The organism is Methylobacterium sp. Leaf88 (genome assembly GCF_001422795.1).
Taxonomy (GTDB): Bacteria; Pseudomonadota; Alphaproteobacteria; order Rhizobiales; family Beijerinckiaceae; genus Methylobacterium.
This window is the reverse complement of the sequence record NZ_LMMK01000007.1, coordinates 126,295-147,025: the sequence shown is the minus strand read 5'-3', so window position 1 is coordinate 147,025 and position 20,731 is coordinate 126,295. Positions and strand designations below refer to the sequence as shown.

At 66.0% G+C, this 20,731-nt stretch carries 25 protein-coding genes; 21 read left to right on the top strand and 4 right to left on the bottom strand.

Annotated elements, in window-relative coordinates; all coding sequences use genetic code 11:
- The first annotated feature begins 33 nt into the window (after positions 1–33).
- A complete protein-coding gene (locus ASF20_RS04970) occupies positions 34–744 on the top strand; it encodes a transcription termination/antitermination NusG family protein (RefSeq protein WP_156647964.1) in 711 nt (236 codons plus the stop codon).
- An 84-nt stretch (positions 745–828) separates the two neighbouring features.
- On the opposite strand, the gene ASF20_RS04965 is transcribed toward ASF20_RS04970, so the two are convergent.
- The gene (locus ASF20_RS04965; RefSeq protein ID WP_056271557.1) at positions 829–1,056 is read right to left on the bottom strand and encodes a hypothetical protein; all 228 of its coding nucleotides are present in this window, start codon (positions 1,054–1,056) and stop codon (positions 829–831) included.
- Between the two features lie 796 nt (positions 1,057–1,852).
- Between ASF20_RS04965 and ASF20_RS23095 the strand changes: the two genes are divergently transcribed.
- On the top strand, positions 1,853–2,062 hold the full coding sequence (locus ASF20_RS23095) for a hypothetical protein (RefSeq protein ID WP_082501187.1): 210 nt from the start codon (positions 1,853–1,855) through the stop codon (positions 2,060–2,062).
- A 350-nt stretch (positions 2,063–2,412) separates the two neighbouring features.
- Here ASF20_RS23095 and ASF20_RS04955 read toward each other — a convergent pair whose 3' ends face one another.
- The 3 genes from ASF20_RS04955 to ASF20_RS23090 all read right to left on the bottom strand — a co-directional run bounded on the left by ASF20_RS04955 (position 2,413) and on the right by ASF20_RS23090 (position 4,001).
- The gene (locus ASF20_RS04955; protein ID WP_056271554.1) at positions 2,413–2,685 is read right to left on the bottom strand and encodes a hypothetical protein; all 273 of its coding nucleotides are present in this window, start codon (positions 2,683–2,685) and stop codon (positions 2,413–2,415) included.
- Between the two features lie 323 nt (positions 2,686–3,008).
- The gene (locus ASF20_RS04950; protein WP_056271551.1) at positions 3,009–3,251 is read right to left on the bottom strand and encodes a DUF6522 family protein; all 243 of its coding nucleotides are present in this window, start codon (positions 3,249–3,251) and stop codon (positions 3,009–3,011) included.
- A gap of 435 nt (positions 3,252–3,686) precedes the next feature.
- The gene (locus ASF20_RS23090; protein ID WP_082501172.1) at positions 3,687–4,001 is read right to left on the bottom strand and encodes a hypothetical protein; all 315 of its coding nucleotides are present in this window, start codon (positions 3,999–4,001) and stop codon (positions 3,687–3,689) included.
- Positions 4,002–4,228: 227 nt separating this feature from the next.
- Between ASF20_RS23090 and ASF20_RS04940 the strand changes: the two genes are divergently transcribed.
- The 19 genes from ASF20_RS04940 (at position 4,229) to ASF20_RS04855 (ending at position 20,707) form a co-directional block, all read left to right on the top strand.
- A complete protein-coding gene (locus ASF20_RS04940) occupies positions 4,229–4,873 on the top strand; it encodes a hypothetical protein (RefSeq protein ID WP_056271546.1) in 645 nt (214 codons plus the stop codon).
- Positions 4,821–6,908 (top strand): terminase gpA endonuclease subunit, encoded by a 2,088-nt coding sequence (locus ASF20_RS04935; protein WP_056271543.1) that lies wholly within the window; start codon positions 4,821–4,823, stop codon positions 6,906–6,908. Before ASF20_RS04940 ends, ASF20_RS04935 begins: the two co-directional genes overlap by 53 nt.
- Positions 6,908–7,138 carry a hypothetical protein gene (locus ASF20_RS04930; RefSeq protein ID WP_056271540.1) on the top strand — a complete coding sequence of 77 codons (231 nt, stop codon included), beginning with the start codon at positions 6,908–6,910 and terminating at the stop codon, positions 7,136–7,138. Before ASF20_RS04935 ends, ASF20_RS04930 begins: the two co-directional genes overlap by 1 nt.
- Complete coding sequence (locus tag ASF20_RS04925; protein WP_056271536.1) at positions 7,138–8,733, top strand: phage portal protein; 1,596 nt, start codon at positions 7,138–7,140, stop codon at positions 8,731–8,733. The genes ASF20_RS04930 and ASF20_RS04925 overlap by 1 nt, the downstream gene beginning before the upstream one ends.
- Before the next feature lie 30 nt (positions 8,734–8,763).
- Positions 8,764–9,981 (top strand): head maturation protease, ClpP-related, encoded by a 1,218-nt coding sequence (locus ASF20_RS04920; protein WP_056271531.1) that lies wholly within the window; start codon positions 8,764–8,766, stop codon positions 9,979–9,981.
- 2 nt (positions 9,982–9,983) lie between these two features.
- Positions 9,984–10,358: a head decoration protein gene (locus tag ASF20_RS04915; RefSeq protein ID WP_056271529.1), complete on the top strand. Its 375-nt coding sequence runs from the start codon at positions 9,984–9,986 to the stop codon at positions 10,356–10,358.
- 4 nt (positions 10,359–10,362) lie between these two features.
- Entirely contained in the window at positions 10,363–11,418 is a 1,056-nt protein-coding gene (locus tag ASF20_RS04910; RefSeq protein WP_082501170.1) for a major capsid protein, read from the top strand.
- Positions 11,419–11,429: 11 nt separating this feature from the next.
- The gene (locus ASF20_RS04905; RefSeq protein WP_056271525.1) at positions 11,430–11,714 is read left to right on the top strand and encodes a hypothetical protein; all 285 of its coding nucleotides are present in this window, start codon (positions 11,430–11,432) and stop codon (positions 11,712–11,714) included.
- A complete protein-coding gene (locus ASF20_RS04900; RefSeq protein ID WP_056271521.1) occupies positions 11,711–12,067 on the top strand; it encodes a hypothetical protein in 357 nt (118 codons plus the stop codon). Before ASF20_RS04905 ends, ASF20_RS04900 begins: the two co-directional genes overlap by 4 nt.
- Complete coding sequence (locus tag ASF20_RS04895; RefSeq protein WP_056271518.1) at positions 12,064–12,729, top strand: DUF6441 family protein; 666 nt, start codon at positions 12,064–12,066, stop codon at positions 12,727–12,729. Before ASF20_RS04900 ends, ASF20_RS04895 begins: the two co-directional genes overlap by 4 nt.
- 97 nt (positions 12,730–12,826) lie before the next feature.
- Positions 12,827–13,684 carry a fibronectin type III domain-containing protein gene (locus tag ASF20_RS04890; protein ID WP_056271515.1) on the top strand — a complete coding sequence of 286 codons (858 nt, stop codon included), beginning with the start codon at positions 12,827–12,829 and terminating at the stop codon, positions 13,682–13,684.
- Positions 13,685–13,695: 11 nt separating this feature from the next.
- Entirely contained in the window at positions 13,696–14,307 is a 612-nt protein-coding gene (locus tag ASF20_RS04885) for a hypothetical protein (RefSeq protein ID WP_056271512.1), read from the top strand.
- Positions 14,308–14,358: 51 nt separating this feature from the next.
- On the top strand, positions 14,359–16,521 hold the full coding sequence (locus tag ASF20_RS04880) for a hypothetical protein (protein ID WP_056271509.1): 2,163 nt from the start codon (positions 14,359–14,361) through the stop codon (positions 16,519–16,521).
- Positions 16,521–17,456 carry a hypothetical protein gene (locus tag ASF20_RS04875; RefSeq protein WP_056271507.1) on the top strand — a complete coding sequence of 312 codons (936 nt, stop codon included), beginning with the start codon at positions 16,521–16,523 and terminating at the stop codon, positions 17,454–17,456. Before ASF20_RS04880 ends, ASF20_RS04875 begins: the two co-directional genes overlap by 1 nt.
- 11 nt (positions 17,457–17,467) lie before the next feature.
- Positions 17,468–18,649, top strand: a complete 1,182-nt coding sequence (locus tag ASF20_RS04870; protein WP_056271504.1) for a hypothetical protein — start codon at positions 17,468–17,470, stop codon at positions 18,647–18,649.
- A 29-nt stretch (positions 18,650–18,678) separates the two neighbouring features.
- On the top strand, positions 18,679–18,846 hold the full coding sequence (locus ASF20_RS23835) for a hypothetical protein (protein WP_156647963.1): 168 nt from the start codon (positions 18,679–18,681) through the stop codon (positions 18,844–18,846).
- A 12-nt stretch (positions 18,847–18,858) separates the two neighbouring features.
- A complete protein-coding gene (locus ASF20_RS04865) occupies positions 18,859–19,293 on the top strand; it encodes a hypothetical protein (protein ID WP_056271501.1) in 435 nt (144 codons plus the stop codon).
- Positions 19,294–19,314: 21 nt separating this feature from the next.
- A complete protein-coding gene (locus tag ASF20_RS04860; RefSeq protein ID WP_056271499.1) occupies positions 19,315–20,256 on the top strand; it encodes a phage tail tube protein in 942 nt (313 codons plus the stop codon).
- A 10-nt stretch (positions 20,257–20,266) separates the two neighbouring features.
- The gene (locus ASF20_RS04855) at positions 20,267–20,707 is read left to right on the top strand and encodes a hypothetical protein (RefSeq protein ID WP_056271496.1); all 441 of its coding nucleotides are present in this window, start codon (positions 20,267–20,269) and stop codon (positions 20,705–20,707) included.
- Positions 20,708–20,731 lie beyond the last annotated feature (24 nt).

The window sequence follows — 20,731 nt, the reverse complement described above, 5'->3', positions numbered from 1 at the left end:
CCCTTCCTCCCTGTCCCATTCCAAGGAGTACCCATGAGCAGCCGAGCCAAGGGCAAGCGCCAGCGTGAACGTGAGCGTCGCCAGCGTCGAGAACTGCGTCGGATCGAACTGAGGGAGGGGATCGGTCGTGCCGCGCCTGGCCAGCCGGCCATGGCCAACGCCAGGAGCGCTGCAGATCCGATTTGCGGGGTAGCGTCACCCACCATCGATCCGACCTTGCTCTGGTACATCGCCCGCACGAAGCCGCGCATGGGCGAGCGAGCACTGCAGGCTCTCCAGGCCGCAGACGTGGTGACCTACCAGCCGCGTACCTCTGAGGTCGTTGTCCGTCGCGGCCGGCGCGTGGTCCGCCGCAAGCCGATGCTTCTGAGGACCGTCTTCATTGGGGTTGCTGATGCCAACCACCTCGACGAGGCCAAGGCTGCCCACGGGGTCGCTGAACTCGTCTGCTATCCCGTCGCGGACGCTTCCACGGAGGGCAACATCGGAGGCATGGTCCTGAAGCCGGCTCGGCTCGACGCTGATGTGCTGCAGCGCTTCGTTGGGAGGATCGCACAAGGCGAGATTGTCGAGCCGGTTGGCATAAAGGTCGGCCAAAGCGTGATCGTTCGGGAGGGTCCCTTTGCGAGTTTCCCTGCCGTAGTGAACGCGATCCTCGCCAACGATCGCCTTGGCGTGGCGGTTAGCCTGTTCGGCAGGCCTTCGCCGGTCGAGCTTGGGATCGCCGAGGTCCAGCCTCTGTAACCGAGCCCGTCACGCTCGCGGTTTACGGAACGGTGCCGCCAGGCGTTGGGGACACCTTTCCATTTCAAAAGATGCAGTGACGGGTCAGGGCTGGATCGAGTCCTCGACCGGGCGTCTGACGCTCCGCTCGATACGCTTCAGCAGCTGGATCGCTCGACCGAGCGCGAGCATGACGAAGCCGCCGATCGTGCCTCCAAGGGCTGGGCCAAGGTATAGTCCGCCCTCCGATGCGGGCGCTCCAGAAGACGCGAGCAGGAAGAAGATGCCGAACGCGATGTGCAGCGCTCCGGCGATGTAGAGAGTGAGCTTCATGAAGTGCGATCCCGATCCGATGATGTCTCACGGCAACGCGCTTCCACGCGATTCCACGCCCCTGCGGGAAGCGAAGAGCCGAGTGGTATCGTCATCGGCTAGGGGTAGCGCTGCATGCTATGCCGCAGGATCATGTTCCATTTCGGTGCAGTTATTCATGGTCACCCGAGAGCGGAGTCACCGTCATGGCCCAGACCCGTCATTCACACATTGATCCGATCGAGGAAGGCGCACAAGCCCGCATTCATGGTCGCCCCAAGGACGCCTGCCCTATTCAAGTGACAGCGAGGAGCGTGCATCTTGGATGGAGGGCTACAATGGAACGCCGCGCGATGATGCTCCCGACCAGCGGCTAGGCTGAAAAGGCCCCCCCCATGTTGAGATCGATAGGCCTGATCTCCCTGGCTTTGCTGGGATCAGTAATCTGGAGCCACAGCGCATCTGCGAGAGGCATAGGCGCCAGCCCACCCGCCGGCCTTTCGCCCGCCACGGCACCGGGTGGTACGCAGGGCGTTGCTGGGCCAGAGAACACAGCCGAGGCGATCAGGAGCGGACAAGCGTTCGCCGTCCGCCCTGACGGGTGGGGGCATTCGGGTTCGTCGGCTACCGCCGAATGCCAACCGCTCTGGGCATCGTTCCTATCTAACGGCGGGTCACACGACACGTAGGAAGCTTCATCAAAACTGACGGATTGATCGAAGGCACACCCTTGGGCGCTCCTGAACTGATCGCGGCATGAACGTCGCTTTGTCATAGCTCGCTCGGCCGTTCATCCCGAACGATGGAGACGAACCTGATGACCGATGAAGATCCGAACGCCGATGCGGCGCCTAGTGAACGCCTCGCCTCAATCAACAACATGCTTGCGGAGTGGGCCGCGGCCTCGGCGGACGAAAGCCCCGCGCTCATCGAACGCTTTGAGGCAATGGGATATCGTGTTCGCGGTAAATCGCGGGAGGAGATTACGGAAGTGCTGAAGCATCCGCCTTCCGGCCCGCCAGCCTAGTGATGAATTGGGTTAGGGCCGGTTCTCAAGCATGTGAAGAGGTGGCCCTTGTCGATACCTGATCGCGAGCTTGAGCACTCACACCTATCGGGTCTCTTCACACGCGAAGGGATCACCGTCGAGGTTCAGATCTACCGCTTTGCGGGCACTGCAGAGGCTTGGACCTTAGAGGTTGTCGATCAGGAGGGCGGCTCAACCGTCTGGACGGAAAATTTCTTCACCGATCAAGCCGCTCACAAAGCGTTCCTCCACGCTGTCGAGGTAGACGGAATGGGCCAGTTCCTAGAGCCGGGTGAAACGCTGCACTAATCAGCGCGCTCTTAGATGCGGTGACCTCCTGGGTAGATCGTTCACTGCATCACCTCGGCTTCCGGCTTCAATCCGCGGAGTGACTCGCCAATGACTTGGTAGAGGGTCGACAGGGCCTCGTGACCCATGGGAATCCCGAAACGGTCTCCATCTACGGTCTTCAGGATGAGGATCCCGACATCCTCGCCCATCAGGATGCCAGCCTTCGCTTCGCAGAGCGGGAACATGAATGGGCCTTCGCCGTCGAACTCGACTTGCTGGGCTGCCTCCAACGCGAAGAACTGATCCTGCTCGGGGGTGCTATCACGGGTCATAAATGTCCCTTCCTTTGCGGCGATGTGGAAGGAGAACGTGCCCTGATGGGGTACTCTGCGCAACGGCAGATTTCTTGCAGCACAAAGCGCTTGATTAGAGGAGTGGAACGTTGCGCTGCGCGGCGAACTATTGTAGATCGTTAAAAACCGTGTAGGCGCTGTACTCTCCCGCGATGGGATCGATGTTAGGCCTCTACGGAGACGGGTTGTCCCGCTTCTCCACCGTGTAGGCTGGTTGGTAAGGTCTGACCCTATCAGGGCACTATTCACAATCAACCTGTGGGTTTGGTTTGATGACTTTAAGCCACGCCGATTGCGCAGCCCTAGATCATTCGTTCGCTCATCAGCATTCCGGCATCATCGAAGATGCCTTCCCATACTGATGTTGCAACACAAAGCGTTACTCGCCAGGTGCCGACGTGCTCCTCGATCCCTTTCTCGATGCGGCTGGTAACTTGCCCAAGCCGCATCTTCTGGCGCATCAAGCTCGGATTGATCATAAGCCGGGAATGAAGCTGACTCGGATCCAGTATCCAGTCGCCGCTTTCATTTCGTTCCAGTCGCATAATAAGCCTTCGACCAGCTTGGCGGCAGATGCTGAGATGGAAGCAAAGATAACACGTATTTTCCATCCTAGGTAAGTGGCGATTTTCGGAAATAATTTGCCTGGATGAATTACAGGCGTTTCGCTGCTTGCTTAAATTCATCGTCGGCGTGTCACCGACCCAGATTGATTATTTGGGAGGGCCAACCCGTCACGAGCTAAGCGCGTCAACGCCTCATGACATACCGCATCGAATTTTACGACGGCGAGAACGAGATTGGTTCAAGAGTGGAGCCGGGAGATTTGGTAGCTGCAAAGGCTCATGCTCGGGAAGGCCTCATTCTGCATAAGGCCACATTGGTACGAATCGCAGACAGCGAAGACCAAGAGGTCTGGGCTGAGCATGCCACCAGATCGGAGAGCGGCGCCCCCTGCTCATAAGGGGCGCCGGTAAGACCTAGTAGTAGTCGCGCCGGCCGTAACCTCGACCGTAGCCGTGCCCGCGGCCTCGACCGAAGCCGAACTCTCGACCACCGAAGCGATGCCCGAAGTGGCGACCACCGCCGTAGCTACGGCGACCGTATCCATCACCATAACCGCGGCGACCGTAACCGCCCCCGCCATAGCCTCCGTAGCCGTACTGAATGGTCTCCACAGCGGCCGCAGACTCAGTCGCCGTCACGACGCCGAGCGGTGCTGCCGAGGACGGTGTCGCTGCCAGGAACAAACTGGCAGCCATCAGGCCAGCACCGAGCGTAAGTGTCTTGAACATTGGGTATCTCCCTGCGGTCCTATCCGTTCAGATAGGCTGCACGTCCCTCGTAACAGCTCCAATCTGAACGGCGTTCACCCGCACTAGGTGCCGCATCTCCAGATGGGGCAGGCCAATACCTGTCAGGGACCCTTGGACCCCAAAACCGATATGGGTGGTCGGGGTCCCCAGAGTTCGCAGCGCCAGGGTCCCAAAACCCAGTAACAGGGTAACAGGTAACAGCGCCTATGGCCGAAACGACCGGGGCGAAATTCCTAAGCCAAGCCGACTTCGCCCGCCGACGCGGCGTGTCTCGGAAGACGGTAACGGGCTGGAAGCAAAAGAGTATTCTCGTCCTGAACGAGGCCGGGCTGATCGACGTCGAGGCGACCGAATGGGCGCTCGACCAGCGGCCGGCGAGCTACCGGGGTGGCGTTACCCACCGCCCGGTGCGGGTGGTAACAGGTAACAGATCGGCGCCCGAGCCGAAGGCGCCAGCCAAGCCGAAGCCGGACACCTGGCAGACGATCGGCGAGGTGATGCCGAGACCCGGCGCGGTGCCGGCCGAGGGTGACGACGACGAGGCCGGCCTCGACCCGACGAACTTGCCCCTCCCGCTGGCCATCCGGCGGAAGGAGAACTTCCTCGGCCTGCAGCGCAAGCAAGAGGTCGAGAAGAACGAGGGCAAGCTGGTCGACCGCGAGGCGGCCGAGAAGCTGTTCTTCGACACCGCCCGCGACTTACGAGATGCCTGGCTGTCTTGGCCCGCCCGGGTCGCCGTCGTGATGGCCGATGAGCTCAAGGTCGACCCCCGCGCGCTGACGACGATCCTGAACGCGCATGTCAAACAGCACCTCTCCGAGCTCGGCGATCCCCCGGCCGACTTCAGCTGATACGGAGAGCCTGGCCCGGTCCTGGCGGAAGGGCGTCACCCCAACGCCGAACCTCAACGTGGTGGAGTGGGCCGAGCGCTACCGGCGCCTGAGCAAGGAATCCTCTAACGGCGGCCGGTTCATCGTCTCCCGGGTCGAGGTGGCCCGCGGCCCGATGCTGGCGGCGACCGAGCCGGGCGTCAGCACCATCACCCTGATGGCCTGCACGCAGCTCCTGAAGACCACGGTCATCGAGAACATCCTCGGCCGGTTCATTCACATCGACCCGTGCCCCATCCTGGTGGTGCAGCCGAAGGACGACGCGGCCGAGACGTTCTCGAAGGATCGGCTGGCCCCGATGATCCGCGACACGGCGGTCCTGAAGGAGATCTTCGGGGACCTGAAGTCCCGGGATGCCGGCGCCACCCTGACGCACAAGCAGTTTCCGGGTGGGCACATCACCCTGGTGGGCTCAAACAGCCCGACCAACCTCGCGATGCGGCCGATCCGGCTGCTCACATGCGACGAGATCGACAAGTATCCGCTCTCGGCCGGTGGTGAGGGCTCGCCGATCGACCTCGCCGAGGAGCGGCAGGCTGAGTTCAAGGCGAACAGCCTTTCGGTACGGGCCTGCTCGCCGACGATTGCCGGCCGCAGCGCCATCGAGGCGTCCTACGAGGAGAGCGACCAGCGCAAGGCCTACGTCGAGTGCCCCGGGTGCCACGGCTGGCATCCCCTCGAATGGGAGCAGGTGCGCTTCGACAAGGATGATGCCGGCAAGATCCGGTCCGAGACGGCGCGCTACGAGTGTGTGGCCTGCGAACACCCGATGACTGAGCCTCAGCGGCTCGTCGCGCTGCGCAAGGTGGAGTGGCGGCAGACCCGGCCGTTCACCTGCTGCGGCGAGAACCAGAAGCCGGAACGGTGGGCGCCGGAGGCGCATGGCGTCGCCCGGGCGCTTTGCATCCACTGCGGTGCCGAGGCGGTGCCGAACGACCACGCGGGCTTTCAGGCGTCGAAGCTCTACGCGCCGAAGCAGACGATCCGCGAGACGGTGGCGAAGTTCGCCCGCGCGCTGAGACGAGGCCCGGAGGCGTTGAGGACGTTCTTCAACACCCAGCTGGCCCGGACATGGAAAGAGGGCGCGGACGCGCCGGAGTGGCAGGACGTATACGCCCGGAAGGACCGATACCGCAGCGGCACCGTGCCGGCGGGCGGGCTCATCCTCTTCGGTGGTGTCGACGTCCAGAAAGACCGCCTTGAGGCGAGCGTCTGGGCCTTTGGGCGCAACCGAGAGCGCTGGCTGATCGAGCACCGGGTGCTGCCCGGCGACACGGTCCGGGCCCAGGTCTGGAAAGACCTTGAGGCCATGTTCGATGAGACGTGGGAGCACGAGAGCGGCGCCGACATGCGGGTGCGAGACTGGGGCGTGGATTCGAGCGGCTTCACCGCCGAGGTCTACGCCTTCGTCCGGACCCAAGCGGGCCGGCCGGTCCACGCGGTCGACGGCCAGGACAGCTACGCGGCGGCGTTCCTTGGCGTGGGCGCGAAGGACGCGACCCCGGCAGGCAAGAAGCTGCGCCGCGGCCTGAAGACGATCCGGATCGGCGCCTCGTTCGCCAAGCAGGAGCTCATGGGGTGCCTGGCACTCCACCGCCCGCCCGAGGGCAAGCCCTTCCCGGCCGGCTTCGTCCACCTCCCGGACGACGTCACCGAGGATCAGGTCAAGCAGCTGACCGCCGAGGAACTGGTCACCGCCGTGAAGCGGGGCCGAACCAGGCGCGAGTGGGTGCCGATCGGCGGGCGACGCAATGAGGTGCTGGACTGCGCGAACTACGCCCGCGGGCTCGCCGCAATGCGCGGTTGGGACCGCTGGCGCGAGGTGCACTGGCGCGACCTTGAGGGCTCGCTGGGCATCGAGCGCACCCGGCCAGCCATCTCCATTGAGGAGGCGGTGTCCGAAACGACGGTCGCCGCTGGTTCGCTGGCGGCCCGCAATCTCCAGCGTGCCGGCGTCCGGCGCAGCAAGGCCCGCCGCGGGCCCGCGAGGTGGTGATGGCTGCGAACATCGACAAGCAGATCGCGGCCCTTGAGAACGCCATGGCTTCCGGCGCCCTGCGCGTCGAGGCGCCTGACGCGGCCACGATCACGTACCGCAGCTACGACGAGATGCGTCAGGCCCTGTCTGACTTGCAGGGGAGAAAGGCCGCGGCAGATGCTGCGTCGGGTGGGTTGGTCAGGCGCCGCACCCGTCAGATCGTCACGACGGGCCGCAGCGGGTGGTGATGCGGTACGGTGATGTGCGCATCAGCCTTAAGGGCGGCGGTCAGATCAAGCCTCTGGCTATGGATCTCTCTGGTGAGGTCGTGGGCGTTGCGCCGGAGAGCCAGCCCTACGATGTGGCCAATGGTACCGGCCGCCGTTCCCGTGCGTGGCGCGTGGGCAGCTATGGGCCGAATACAGCCATCACGTATTCGCTCGACGAGTTGCGCCGGAAGTCGCGTGACCAAGCTCGGAAGAACCCCTATGCGGGCGCAGCCGTTGACCGGCTCGTCACGAACATCGTTGGGATCGGCATCGTGCCGCGCTCCATGGCGGCGCGGTCCTACGAGGGTCTGACCAAGCCGCAGGCAAAAAAGCGCAAGGCCGAGGACGCCGCCTTCCGGGCACAGATCCAGAAGCTGTTCCTGGCCTGGACGGACGAGTCCGATAGCATCGGCGCCCACGACTTCTACGGCCTCACCGCCCTGGCTGTGCGCGGCATGGTCGAGGGCGGCGAGACCTTCACTCGCCTGCGGACCCGGCGACCCGAGGACGGGCTGACGGTGCCGCTGCAGCTGCAGCTCCTTGAGGGCGATCACTGCCCGCACCTGAAGACGGATGCAGCCAACCGGATCCGTCAGGGCATCCAGTACGACGCCATTGGAAAGCGCACTGGGTACCACCTCTATCGGGAGCACCCAGGCGACGGCCTGCTGGTCTCCAACATCGATCTCGCGCTGGTGCCGGCCACGGATGTCTGCCACCTCTACCGCGCGATGCGCCCAGGCCAGGACCGCGGTGAACCCTGGCTGGCCCGCGCTCTGCGCACGCTCTACGATCTCGACGGCTACCTCGACGCCGAGCTGATCCGGAAGAAGAACGCAGCTCGTCTGGTCGCATTCGTGAAGCGGGTCGTTGAAGATGACGGCTCGGGACCGCCAGGCAGCGGCGTGCTTGGCACCGACCCAGCTGACGATGACGGTGTTGCGTCACTGGAGCTAGAGCCCGGCACCGTGCAGGTGCTCGCGGACAATGAAGACATCGTCCCGTTCAATCCTGCGGACGTGGGGCCGAACTTCGAGGCCTTTGTACGCGAGTCCAAGCGCGGCATCGCAGCGGCCTGCGGGCTCCTCTACGAGATCCTGAGCGGCGACTACAGCCAGCTGAACGACCGCACGCTGCGCGCGGCGCTCAACGATTTCCGCCGCGCCGTCGAGCAGTGGCAGCACCACCTCGTCGTGTTCCAGTTCTGCCGGCCGATCTGGATCCGGTGGATGGACCTCGCCCTGCTCTCGGGCGCGTTGCGGCTGCCGGCAGGGATGACCCGGCAGGACGCCTACGCGGTGAACTGGATCCCGCAGGCCTGGCCGTACATCCACCCGGTCCAGGACGTGCAGGGTAAGACCATCGAGATCCAGGCGGGTCTCTCCACCCGAACGCGGAAGGTCGCCGAGGGCGGCTACGACTCCGAGACGGTCGACGCCGAGCAGGCGAGCGACAACGAGCGGGCCGATGCGCTCGGCCTCTCCTACACGAGCGACGGCCGGCAAAAGGCCACCGATACGCAGCCACTGCCGACCGACGATCCGGCGGCCGAGCCGACCCCGACCGCCGGCTGAGCGGCCGTTTCACCATTCGACGGAGGCACCATGGCCGTACTGGTCACGGGGAACGAGATCGTGCTCTCGGGCACGGTCGGCGACCTCTATTGGGATGACAGCTTCGACCACACCGAAGTGATCCTGGCTCTTGCTCAAGTCGGGCGCGGCCAGGACGTCACGATCCGCCTGAACAGCGGTGGCGGCATCGCCACCGAAGGGGCCGCCATCCATGCAGCGCTGAGTGCTCACACCGGGCGGAAGACCATCATCGTCGAGGGGATCGCCGCGTCGGCGGCATCGGTGATTGCCATGGCCGGCGACGAGATTGTCATGGCTATGGGCTCCATCATGATGATCCACGATCCGTCGGGGTTCACCTTCGGTACGGTCGCCGAGCACCAGCTTCAGATCAAGGCGCTTTCCGCACTCTCGGCCGCGATGGCCGGGATCTACGCCGATCGGTCCGGACGCACGCCGGACGGGGCCCGCGCCGACATGCGCGACGAACTCTGGATGTCGCCCGAGGAAGCCGTCGAGGCTGGCTACGCCGATCGGGTCCTGACCCGCGGCGCCTCGGCGGCATCCGGCACCACCATCAAGATCGATGCGGACGACGGGCACGACGGGATGTGTCCCGAGCCCACCGCCTTCGACTTCCGCCTCTACCAGCATCCGCCGGAGCGCCTCGTCGCCCTGGCTGACCGGCGTGCGTGGACGAACCGCGCTCGCCCCACCGCGGCCTCGCCGGCCGTCCCCCCACGCCTGAAGGAAAAACCCATGGCGAACGCACCGGCGGGCAACGAACCCGTCATTCCCGAGAACCCGACCGCTGCTCTGGCCGCGGTCGTTGACGGCGCCAAGCCCACGGCGACCGCCTCCACGGTGTCGCGCGCCGACGCCTCCGAGATCGTCACCCTCTGCGTCGCGGGCGGCGTGCCGGCCATGGCTGCCAGCCTCCTCGCCGAGGGCGCAACCGTGGCCCAGGCCAAGGAGCGCATCGGCGCGGCTGGTGAGGTCAAGAACCTCGTCGCGCTCGCTCGGCGCAAGGACCCGACCCTGCCGGCCGACCTCGACGCCACCATGCTCGCCGAGGGCAAGACGGTCGAGCAGGCCCGCGCCGCGCTCTTCGACAAGCTCGTGGCGAGCGAGGAGCAGACCTCGATTTCGTCCCACCCACCGGCCGCCCAGGGCAACGCCGGGCCCACCGCATCCGCCACCAGCATGCAGCGTGAGCTGAAGCGGGCTGGCCTGACCAAGGGAGCCTGATCATGGCATTTCTCGAAACCGCACAGGTCGGCTCCGACTGGCTCAAGGTCGAGGATGCGAGCTACCGCAGCCGCGACACCGCCATCATCGCGGCCGGCGCCGGCAAGCTGAAGACTGGCACGGTGCTCGCGCTCGTGTCCGGCAAGTACGTCGTGGCCGCGGCCACCGGTGCCGACGGCTCGCAGACCGCCGTGGCGGTGCTGTTCACCCCTGTCGACGCCACGAGCGCCGACCAGAAGGCCGTCGTCGTCTCCCGACACGCCGTCGTGAGCCACAACGGCCTGATCTACGGCCCCACCATCAACGATGCGACGAAGCGCGCAGCGGCCAACGGCCAGCTGAAAGCGGCGGGCATCATCGTGCGCGAAGGAGCGTAAGCCGATGCCCACCATCCTCGACATCTTCAACCAGGACGCATTCTCGGCCGCCTCGCTGACCGGCAACATCTCGCTGGTGCCGAACGCCTACGGCCGCATCAACGAGCTCGGCCTGTTCACCGCCGAGCCGATCGCGACGACCTCCGTCATCGTGATGATCGAGAACGGCGTGCTCAACCTGCTGCCGACCCGCCCGCGTGGCGGCCCGGCCAGCCTCGGCACCCGCGGCAAGCAGAAGCCTGCCTCCTTCGTGGTCCCGCACATCCCGCACGAGGACAGCGTCCTCGCCACGGACGTGCAGAACATGCTGGCGCTCACGGCCGGCGGCGACGCGGGCCTGGAGACCGTGCTTGGCTTCCTGAATCGGAAGCTGATCACGATGCGGCGTAAGCACGCCATCACGCTGGAGAACCTGCGGATGGGCGCCGTGAAGGGCATCATCCGAGACTCGGACGGCAGCGTGCTGCTGAACCTCTTCACCGCGTTCGGCGTCACCGAGCAGGTCGTCGACTTCCTCCTTGGTACGTCGTCGACCGACGTCCTCGGCAAGTGTCAGGACGTCACCGGGTACATGGAGGACAACCTCCTGGGCGAGACCATGACCGGCGTGCACGCCCTGTGCTCGCCCGAGTGGTTCCGGAAGTTCACCACCCACGCCAGCGTGAAGGAGGCCTTCAAGTACTATCAGTCGGGGCCGCAGATCCTGCGCGAGGACGTCCGCAAGGGCTTCACCTTCGGCGGAATCACCTTCGAGGAGTACCGCGGCAGCGCTTCCTTCATGCAGGAGGACGGCACCACCAGCGTGCCGCAGCGCTTCATCCCGGCCGGCGACGTGCGCTTCATCCCGCTGGGCACTACCGACACCTTCACCAACTTCTGGGCGCCCCCGGATTTCTGGGGAAGCGTCAACCAGGCCCCGAACGGCGCCGACTCCGAGGTGTTCGTGGCCCCGCTCGAGCCGAAGAAGTTCGGCAAAGGCATGGACATCCACACCGAGTCCAACCCGCTCCCGCTCGTGAAGCGCCCTGCGCTCCTCGTGCGCGGCACCACCTCGAACTGACGGAGGCGACCATGCGGTTGCGCGAAAAGGGCAGCAAGGACGGCGAGATCGTCACCCTGGGCTGGGACGAGGCGCAGACCGCGCTCCAGGCCGGCACCCACGAGGTGGTCAACGACGCGAGCGACGGCGGCGCCATTTCCGGCGAAAAAGGCCCAGAACCCGAAGATTCTGGCTCTGACGATTTCGACATCAAGACCAAGGCCGAGCTCGAAGCTCTGGCCAAGGACCGGAACGTCGACATCTCGCAGGCCAAGACGAAGGCCGACATCATCGAGGCGCTTCGCGCGCCGAAATGAGCACCTTCGCGCTGGCGGTCGATGCCATGTTCAACGATCCGAACATGGCGCAAGACGCGATCTGGCGCGCGGGCGGGTTCAGTGAGGGCCTGCCCGTGCGTATCCGGTATCGGTCCCCTGAGGCCATCGTCGGCCTGCAGGGCAACCAGTTCGACCTTAACGCGACCCTGATTGAGATCCGCCTGTCGGAGGTCGCCGAGCCTGCTAAGGGCGACATCGTCGACATCCTGGACGAGGAAGGTGCGATCAGGGAGACGGTGCAGGTCACGGGCCTATCACGGATCGATGCGCGCAAGCTCGTGCGCACCTGCGAGGTGGCCGCGCTCGCTTCAGACGACCTGGACGAGCCGTGAAATTCTCCGCGCAGGTCCCGGATGTGCGTGCTCTGCTCTCCGGAACCGAGGTGCAGATCGCAAAATCGGTCACCTCCGGCATGCGCGAGGTCACGGACGGCCTGAAGCAGGATCTGCGCGACGATGTGGTGGCTGCCGGGCTCGGAAAACGGCTCTCGAACACTTGGCGAGGCCTGACTTTCCCGAAAACGGGCGAAAGCACCGAGGCGTCGGCCTATCTGTACTCGAAGGCGGCTAAACTGATCGATGCCTTTGATCGCGGCGTCACGATCACCGCGAAAAACGGCAAATTCCTCGCGATTCCAACCCCTGACGCGGGCGTTCGGCAGACCTCACGTCGTCGAGCCAAGGGCTCGACCGGGAACGGACTGACCCCGGCGGCCTGGGAGCGCGAAACCGGGATCAAACTGCGCTTCGTGCCGACCAAAACCGGCGGTGTCCTCGTCGCGGACGCGTTCTACCGGCGGCAAGCGGCTCGATACCAGGGCCGGAAGTCGTTTCGAGCCATCAAGGAGGCCGGCCCCAGCGCCGGCCGCTCCTTCGTCGTCATCTTCGTACTCGTGCGCCAGGCCAAGCTGCGTAAGCGCCTCGATATCGAGGCCACCGCCAAACAGTGGGCCGAGCGCGTGCCGGGCGCCATCGCTGCCAACTGGCAGGCTTAGCGTTGCCCGCTCTCCTACGCTCCTGACGGGTCCGAGCCTCCCTCTCATCACCTGACCTCGTCAGGGGCGCCCGCCGCCCTCGCCTGGAGACACGCCTATGGCCGATCCCGTAACCCCGAGCGGCGCGATTACACTGACACTGGAGTCCGGTAAGGCTCTGACTGTTAAGGCGGGTGCTGGCGCGAACGGATCAATCGCGGTCATCAGCGGCAAGGCCGTTGAAATCAAGGACCAGATCGGGGCCAACGGCACGAAGACTTACGGGCCGTTCGAAGCGACGCGCCTAGTGCGCATCTACCCCCAGGCCGGCACGTTCACCTATCAGGTTGCGGCCTCCGTCTCTGCGCTGCCGTCTCTCGCCCCGGCCACCATCTCGGCCGATGGCAAGACGATCTCGGGCGTGGGCGTGAAGCCGACCACGAACGTGCTGGTCTACAACGTCGACACGGGCGTGCAGCTCGGGCAGGTGACAGCGCTCGCCGACGGTAGCTGGAGCCTGACGCTGAACGCCGCGCTGAGCTCGGGTGACCGCATCGGGTACGATCCCACCATCGTCGGGCCCGCTGCAGTCGTCGGCACTATCGTTGGGGCGCCAGGTCAAGTCGCGAACCTGGTGCTTGGCGCAGCGACCGATACGACCCAGGCTCTGACCTGGGATGCACCCTCTGGAGGGGGTGCTCCGACCGGCTACCTTGGCGAGTACCGCGCTGTGGGCCAGTCGGCCTGGACCACTTTCCCTACCAACGGCACGGGCACGTCAGCGACGGTGACCGGCCTCACAGCGTCGACGGCCTACCAATACCGGGTCACGGCCACGAACGACACCGGCCCGGGCCCCGCATCTGCAACGGTGACCGGCTCGACGGCGGCCGCGCAGAACCCCGGTTCGCCGGATGCGACCACGAATTTCGACGACGAGTCGAACCTCGCCCTCAAGTCCTCCCTCGGCGTCTAGGAGCCACCACCATGATGAAGCGTTTTCACGCGGCCCTGGCGGCTGCGCTCTTCCTGTCCGGCGCCGCCCCGGCTCTCGCCGACTTCCAGTTCACAGCGGGCGGCCAGACGTACACACAGGGCGCGACGGTGGTGGGCGGCAAGTCCCGCACCCATTTCATCCTGTACGACAACGCCGGCAACCCAGTGCTGACCTCGGGCAACCCGGGGTTCTTCAGCATCACCGGCGCGGTGCCGCTGCCCACGGGGGCCGCGACGGCGGCAAAGCAGCCAGCCTTCGGCACGGCCGGCGCACCGTCCCCCGACGTGACCAGCATCCAGGGCGTGGCCAACGGAACGCCCATTCCGACGGTGGGCTCGCAGCCGAGTAACATCGCGACCGGCCAGTTCTCATGCGGCACGACTGCCGCGCAGGCTGTCGCCGCTCGCACTGGCCGCCGGAATGTCCTGCTGATCCAGGAAGGCACCACGCTCGTCCGCATCGGCGCATCTGGCGTCACGCCCTCGACCGGGGCGCCGCTGCCCGGGACGGCCTACTCGTCGATGACGATCGACGGCAGCGCGGCCGTCTTCTGCGTCACCGGCTCTGGCACCCAGACCATCAGCTACGTCGAGACCTACTGAGGTCTCGTTTTCCGTCCGCGCTGCTCTGCCCGCCAGCCTCAGGATTTGACGATGCGAAGCTTCATCCACAGAGCGCTTGCATGGCTTCTCGTCGTCAACGTCGCCATCGGTGGCGGCGTCGTGCCGGCGGCTGCACGCACCGATCTGTCCGTGCCGGGTGTGGCGCTGAAGATCGGCGGGCAGCGTGGCCTAACCCTCGGCCGCGGCAGCGTCATTCCACCTGTCGCGGGGGGCAATACTAACCGGATGATGTTCGGCTCGACGCGCTCGGGCTGGCCGCTGTCGGTCGCAACTCCGTCAGCGGGGCAGGAAGCTCGCGTCTCCAAGACGTGCTTCTTCACGCCCGACTATCCGATCACGAAGGTCTCGCCGGTATTCTCGAACTTCAAGCTGACCGCTGACGGTCGCGTCTACCCCGAGGGCGACCTCGACGGCTCGAACGTCTCGCAGCCCGCCGGCGACATCGGCAATCCGATCACCGTCCAGCGGCTCGCCCTTCAGATCGGCAGCACCTACTATCAGGTGCCGTTCGACGGGACGAATGCCGGCGGCACGATCCCTGACGGCGGAACGGTCGTCGTTCCGGCCTACAACCTGCAGACCCAGGTTGCTGGCCGTACTAAGGCGTGCTGGATCGTTGGCGACGTCGTCTCGGCCGGTCAGAACCAGCCCGGTGGCCTTGATCGTCAGAACAACAATGGCGAGCAGGTCGCCCGCGCCGCCAGCCTCAACAGTGGCTGGTTCGACGGATCGGTTGCAATCCCGAACGGGAGCAACATCGGAGCCCCCGGCGTCAACACCGGCCGGACGTATGGCCCCATCACCACCCTGACCGATGGCTGGGACGGCCGCCCGGTCGTCTACGAAGACGGCGACAGCATGGCTGCAGCCGCCAACGACATCGGCAACTTCACGCCGGACAGTGGCGTCCAGGGCTTCCTCGCGCGAGGCCTCGACAGCAATGCCAACGGCGCGCAGCGATACCCTCACTTCAACGGCGCAGTCGGTGGCACTCGCCCGACCGGCATGACGACCCGCGACGTCGGCAAGTATTACCGTCGTGGCCAAGCCTTCGACGCGATGCGCGCTGTGAACGCCTCGCTTGGCTTCCTCGGCTCAGACGGCAAGGGCGCCCCGCCCTTCACGAATATCGCCTCGGAGCACATCAACAACGACGCATCTGGCGGAAATACTGCGTCCCAGCTTCAGGCGATCATGGATAACTACTGGGCCTTCCTGAAGGCTCAGTACCCCGACGCTGGTATCGTCCAGACGTCGGCGATGACGGCGAACTACAGCGACACGAGCACGAACGTAAACACTGGCCAGTGGACGACCCTCGAAAGCCAGGCGCCGCGTACCACGGACACCGTCCCGGGCACTGGCGCGCGTTGGATCGTCAACGATGCCTACCTAAACAACAAGCCAGCCGTCCTCGCGGCGACCATCGACGTCTCGTCCTATCTGATGGACGTGTCGGCTCGTAAGTGGAAGGTTCGGGCTTATACGGGCGCACTCGCTGCCGACTACACCAGCGGGCTCACGGTCTCGCTGACCACGGCTCCCACCGTCGGAGAGGCGATTGTCGTTGGCGCGGGCACGGCGTCGGCAGCGCGTCCGAACATGGTGACTGCTGTCAGCGGCTCCGGCCCCTACACGGTGACGTTGTTTAATCAGTTGCTTGTGCCCAACACGAGTTCGACGGTTCAGCCCCAGACTGCAGGCGCCCCCGTCAAGGCCTCTAGTGCGGTGGACGGCCTGCACGCCTCTCCGCTCGTGCACGCCGAGACGGCAATGGGCGTCGTCCAGGCGAAGCTCGACAACAAATTCGTCGTGACGGGTGGTACGACTCCCGCTCCGACTGCAGCACCGGCCAACACGTCGATCCCGACCATCAGCGGTTCAACCTCGCTGAACTCGGTCCTCACGGCCGGGTCTGGCACTTGGTCGAACAACCCGACGAGTTATGCCTACCAGTGGCTCCGGAACGGCGTCGCCATCTCGGGCGAGACCAACCAGATGCACATCGTCAGCTCGGCCGATCAGGGCACCACCCTGACGGTTCGGGTGACGGCGAGCAACGCGGTCGGCCCCTCGTCGCCGGCCACGTCTGCCGGCCTCGCCATCCCGGCCGCCGCGGCGCCGTCCGCCAAGACAATGGACAGCACCACCGCGACCATGGATAGCGCCCTGCTCACGATGGACGCGAACTGATGGTCCGGCTCGCCATCGCGGCCCTCATCTGGGCGCTCGGCGTCTGGAACCTGGCCGCGCCCGGCGCGGTCGGGCCGCAGGGGAGCCCGAGCTACAAGGTGCCTGGGGTCGACGCACTGCCGGCCGGGGTGACCTACGCCAATGGCCGCGTGAACATCACAGGCGATGGCGTCACGCTGGATGGCTGGGACTTCCGGGGCGCGAAGTACGTCACGGTCTCGGGCAACACCTCGGCCATCCGCAACTCCTTGTTCGACTTCGCTGGCGGCGAGCAGGGCGGCATCGACATCGGGTTCGGCAACCCGGTGGCGGGCGCCGTCGTCGAGTTCAACTCCTTCGACGGGCTGAAGGCCACTGGATCGAAGGCCAACGCCATCAACGTGCGGGATCTGAGCACGGGCGTCCGCATCCGCCGCAACCGCATCCAGGGGATGCAGCAGGACAGCATCACCCTGAACGGCGAGGCGATCGTCGAGGAGAACAACATCACGGTGGGCGGCTACGGCGGACCCACCGTCCACTCGGACGCGATCACGCTCCAGCGCGGCGACGGCATCATCATCCGCCGCAACCTGATCGACGTCACGCCGGAGACCGGCACCTACGGCGTCAACAACCACATCCGGATCCAGCCCCTCGGCGGGAACGCTGTCACCGGGGCGATGATCTACCGGAACATCTTCATCGGTCGCTCAACGCTCACGACCTACGCGATTGAAGCGAAGGACGCGACCGGCACGATCTCGGGTGTGCAGGTCTTCGACAACATCTGGGACCTGAACGCGAACGGACTCTGGGCCTATCCCACCAGCCCCGGCGTCGTCCGCTCAAGCGGGAATCGCCTCATCTCGGACGGCTCGCTTCTGACCGAGATGCCCGGCGTGAACACGCCGCAGCCCGCGCAGCGCCTCATCAACTCCGGTTCGGCCAACTAGGGATCATCGTCATGCTCGGAAACGTCTTCCGCCCCCGCGGCTTCGCGGGCCGCTTCCTCATGGCCGGTGCGCTGGCGGCATCGCTGCTTGGCGCGCCCTTCGCTGGCCAGGCCTATGCCGCCCAGCAGTCCATCGGCGCCGGCACGACCGCCAACGATGGCAGCGGCGACACGCTGCGGGCGACTGCCGGAAAGATCAACGGCAACTTCACCGAACTCTACACCGGCTTCCTGACATCGACCGCCGATCCGACCGTCACGAACGACAGCGCGTCGGGCATCATCGTCAACTCGCGCTGGGTCAACACGACCACCAAGACCGCCTTCATCTGCGTCGACAACACGGCCGGCGCGGCGGTCTGGAAGCGGACCACGGCCGATGTGCAGATCTTTCCGACGGCCGGGACCTACACCTACACCAAGCCCACCGGGTCGACGATCATCAGCGGCGTGCTCATCAGCGGCGGCGCGGGCGGCGGTTCGGGCCGACGCGGGGCCGCGGGGACACTTCGTACGGGCGGTGCGGGCGGTGCGGCCGGCGCTCGTATTCCCTTCACCCTTCCTGCCGCCGATGTCCCGACCTCGACGACCCTCGTCATCGGCGCTGGCGGTCCCGGCGGCGCCTCGATCACCACCGATGACACCAACGGCGCAGCAGGCAGCGCCGGTGGCCGGACTCAGTTCGGCGCTCTGGCTGCGGCAGGCCCCGGGCAGCAAGGTGCGGGTGGCAACACAATCGCTGTCAGCGGGGCCGCGAACGTTCCGGCCGGCGCGCCGGCCTTCGCTGGCACGAGCGGTGGTTCCACGGCCGCGGGTCCGGGCGCGGCAGGCGTAGCAGGTGCAACGGGTGCGGGCTCCGGCGGCGGTGGTGGCACCATTCCTGTCGCCAACACGGACTCTGCAGGTGGCGCCGGGTCCGCATCGGGCACCGACACCAACCCGGCTGCCCTGGGCGGCACCGCTGGTACGGCAGGCGGCGGCAACGGTGGCGACGGTGCTGCTGCGACCGGTAAGGGTCGCGGCGGCGGCGGCGGTGCTGGTGGCGGCTCAGGCAACGCCGTCGCGGCAGGCAACGGCGGCAAGGGTGGCAACCCCGGAGGCGGTGGCGGCGGCGGCGGTCCCAGCACGAACGGCTTCGCCTCCGGCGCGGGCGGCCAGGGTGGCGACGGCTACGCCATCGTCTTCGCGCAGTAGGCGCAGCGTTCACCACGCCGGATGTCGACGTGATCACGACCTGGAACGGCGACGTGATGATCACGGGCGGCGTCACCTCTCAGACCCTTTCGGGTGCCACGCTTCTCGTGAAGCGTTCGAAGGTCGTCGTGCTCGGCGGTCTGCCGTTTGAGAACGCGCCGTCGACTCCCATCACCATCCGCGTGATCTGCAACTGACCGGATGTCCTGATGCCGAGCACGCGCGAACAGGTCATCCAGGCCGTGGCCGCCCTCGTAAAGGATGCGCTGCCGAAGGCGACGCACTACCGGAACGCGGAGAAGCAGGAATCCATTCCGACCGGTGGCTACGTCAACGTCGATGACGGTGACCCAGGCGAGCCCGAGGTCACCCTGAACCCGACGACCTGGATCTACGAGCACCAGATCCCGGTCGAGGTCGCCGCGAACGCCACTCGGACCGTCGCCGCCGAAATCCGCCTCGACGCCATGATGCAGGCCATCGGCGCGGCCGTGGCCGCCAATCGGACTCTCGGCGGCCTCTGCGACTACCTCATGGTGCAAGCCGCGCAGACCGAAGGCCTGACCACTGACGGCGCCCCGGTGTCGCGCTACGCCCTCGTCAACATCGTCGCCGTCTACGGCACGACTGATCCCCTGAACTGACCCCCACCCCAGGAGAGCACCATGGCGCGCGCGCGTGGATCCAACGCCATCATGGCGGCTGCCTTCGAGACAACCTACGGCGTTCCGCCGGCGAGCGGCTATCGGAAGCTGCCCTTCGTCTCGTCGAACCTCGGCGAGGAGCAGCAGCTCATCGCGTCCGACCTCCTGGGCTACGGTCGCGAGCCGCTGCCCCCTTCGAAGGACGTCATCAACAACGACGGCGACGTGGTCGTGCCGATCGACCTGCGCAACTTCGGCAATTGGCTGAAGCTCTTCATGGGTGCGCCCGATAGCTCGCCAGGCGTCAACGGCAACACCCATGTGTTCAGGTCAGGCGCCATCATCCTCCCGTCCATGACGGTCGAGGTTGGCCTGCCCGAGGTGCCGAGCTACGGCCAGAACGTCGGCGTCCGCGGCAACACGATGCGCGTGCAGATGCAGCGCTCTGGCCTGCTGACCGCCTCCCTCGGCCTGATCGCTCAGGGTGAGAACAAGCTGCCCGCCTCTGGAGCAGGCACGCTCGCTGAGGCCTCGGTCGAGCGCTTTTCGCCCTTCCAGGGTGCCGTGAAGCGGGCCGGCGTCGACCTCGGCTCCGTCGTCTCGGCCGACTTCACCTACTCGAACAGCCTCGACAAGGTGGAGGTCATCCGGGGCGACGGGCGCATCGAGGATGCCGACCCGGGCATGGTCATGATGACCGGCAGCATCTCGGTGCGCTTCCGCGACACCGTCCTGCTCGACCAGGCCACGGCCGGAGAGCCTGTCGAGCTCTCCTTCGGCTGGGTCACGGACGCCGGGCGCTCCCTCGTCTTCACCGTGCACGCCGTCTACCTGCCGCGCGCCAAGACGCCGGTCACTGGCCCGAACGGGGTGCAGGCGACCTTTGCTTGGCAGGCCGCACGCGACATGACGAACGGTCGCACGGTCACCGCCACCCTCATCAACAACGTCACTGCGTACTGAGGTCGCCCACGTGCTGAAGCTCACTCCCGCCGCCGAACCTTACTGGATCGACCTCCTGCCGGGCGTGCGGATCAAGGTTCGCCCCATCACCATCGCGTCCATGCTGGTCGCCCGGGACGCGGTGAGCAAGGTCTTCCGCGGCGAGGATCAGGAGGATGTCGGTGTTCGCGCCAACATCGCGCTCGTCCGCGAGATCGCGCAGCGCGGCATCTTGGAGTGGGAGGGGGTCGGCGACGCCGACGGCAACCCCGCGTCGGTCAATCGCGAGACCATTGGAGCCCTCCTCGACCACTGGCCGGCCTACGACGAGATTGATGTTCGCTATGTCGCCCCAGCTCTGGAGCGAGGGGAGGAAAAAAACGGCTCATCGAGCTCGCCCGCTGGCACTACGGAGGCGGCGCCAGCTACTGCGACGCCTGCGGAGAGCAGTGCCCAGAGTGCCCATACCTGACGCATGAGGCCCAGACCGACGAAG

Excerpts from the sequence above, each read along its gene's own strand:
- ASF20_RS04970 (WP_156647964.1), top strand. The coding sequence starts at position 34 with ATGAGCAGCCGAGCCAAGGGCAAGCGCCAGCGTGAACGTGAGCGTCGC.
- ASF20_RS04965 (WP_056271557.1), bottom strand. The coding sequence starts at position 1,056 with ATGAAGCTCACTCTCTACATCGCCGGAGCGCTGCACATCGCGTTCGGC.
- ASF20_RS23095 (WP_082501187.1), top strand. The coding sequence starts at position 1,853 with ATGACCGATGAAGATCCGAACGCCGATGCGGCGCCTAGTGAACGCCTC.
- ASF20_RS04955 (WP_056271554.1), bottom strand. The coding sequence starts at position 2,685 with ATGACCCGTGATAGCACCCCCGAGCAGGATCAGTTCTTCGCGTTGGAG.
- ASF20_RS04950 (WP_056271551.1), bottom strand. The coding sequence starts at position 3,251 with ATGCGACTGGAACGAAATGAAAGCGGCGACTGGATACTGGATCCGAGT.
- ASF20_RS23090 (WP_082501172.1), bottom strand. The coding sequence starts at position 4,001 with ATGTTCAAGACACTTACGCTCGGTGCTGGCCTGATGGCTGCCAGTTTG.
- ASF20_RS04940 (WP_056271546.1), top strand. The coding sequence starts at position 4,229 with ATGGCCGAAACGACCGGGGCGAAATTCCTAAGCCAAGCCGACTTCGCC.
- ASF20_RS04935 (WP_056271543.1), top strand. The coding sequence starts at position 4,821 with ATGTCAAACAGCACCTCTCCGAGCTCGGCGATCCCCCGGCCGACTTCA.
- ASF20_RS04930 (WP_056271540.1), top strand. The coding sequence starts at position 6,908 with ATGGCTGCGAACATCGACAAGCAGATCGCGGCCCTTGAGAACGCCATG.
- ASF20_RS04925 (WP_056271536.1), top strand. The coding sequence starts at position 7,138 with ATGCGGTACGGTGATGTGCGCATCAGCCTTAAGGGCGGCGGTCAGATC.
- ASF20_RS04920 (WP_056271531.1), top strand. The coding sequence starts at position 8,764 with ATGGCCGTACTGGTCACGGGGAACGAGATCGTGCTCTCGGGCACGGTC.
- ASF20_RS04915 (WP_056271529.1), top strand. The coding sequence starts at position 9,984 with ATGGCATTTCTCGAAACCGCACAGGTCGGCTCCGACTGGCTCAAGGTC.
- ASF20_RS04910 (WP_082501170.1), top strand. The coding sequence starts at position 10,363 with ATGCCCACCATCCTCGACATCTTCAACCAGGACGCATTCTCGGCCGCC.
- ASF20_RS04905 (WP_056271525.1), top strand. The coding sequence starts at position 11,430 with ATGCGGTTGCGCGAAAAGGGCAGCAAGGACGGCGAGATCGTCACCCTG.
- ASF20_RS04900 (WP_056271521.1), top strand. The coding sequence starts at position 11,711 with ATGAGCACCTTCGCGCTGGCGGTCGATGCCATGTTCAACGATCCGAAC.
- ASF20_RS04890 (WP_056271515.1), top strand. The coding sequence starts at position 12,827 with ATGGCCGATCCCGTAACCCCGAGCGGCGCGATTACACTGACACTGGAG.
- ASF20_RS04885 (WP_056271512.1), top strand. The coding sequence starts at position 13,696 with ATGATGAAGCGTTTTCACGCGGCCCTGGCGGCTGCGCTCTTCCTGTCC.
- ASF20_RS04880 (WP_056271509.1), top strand. The coding sequence starts at position 14,359 with ATGCGAAGCTTCATCCACAGAGCGCTTGCATGGCTTCTCGTCGTCAAC.
- ASF20_RS04875 (WP_056271507.1), top strand. The coding sequence starts at position 16,521 with ATGGTCCGGCTCGCCATCGCGGCCCTCATCTGGGCGCTCGGCGTCTGG.
- ASF20_RS04870 (WP_056271504.1), top strand. The coding sequence starts at position 17,468 with ATGCTCGGAAACGTCTTCCGCCCCCGCGGCTTCGCGGGCCGCTTCCTC.
- ASF20_RS04865 (WP_056271501.1), top strand. The coding sequence starts at position 18,859 with ATGCCGAGCACGCGCGAACAGGTCATCCAGGCCGTGGCCGCCCTCGTA.
- ASF20_RS04860 (WP_056271499.1), top strand. The coding sequence starts at position 19,315 with ATGGCGCGCGCGCGTGGATCCAACGCCATCATGGCGGCTGCCTTCGAG.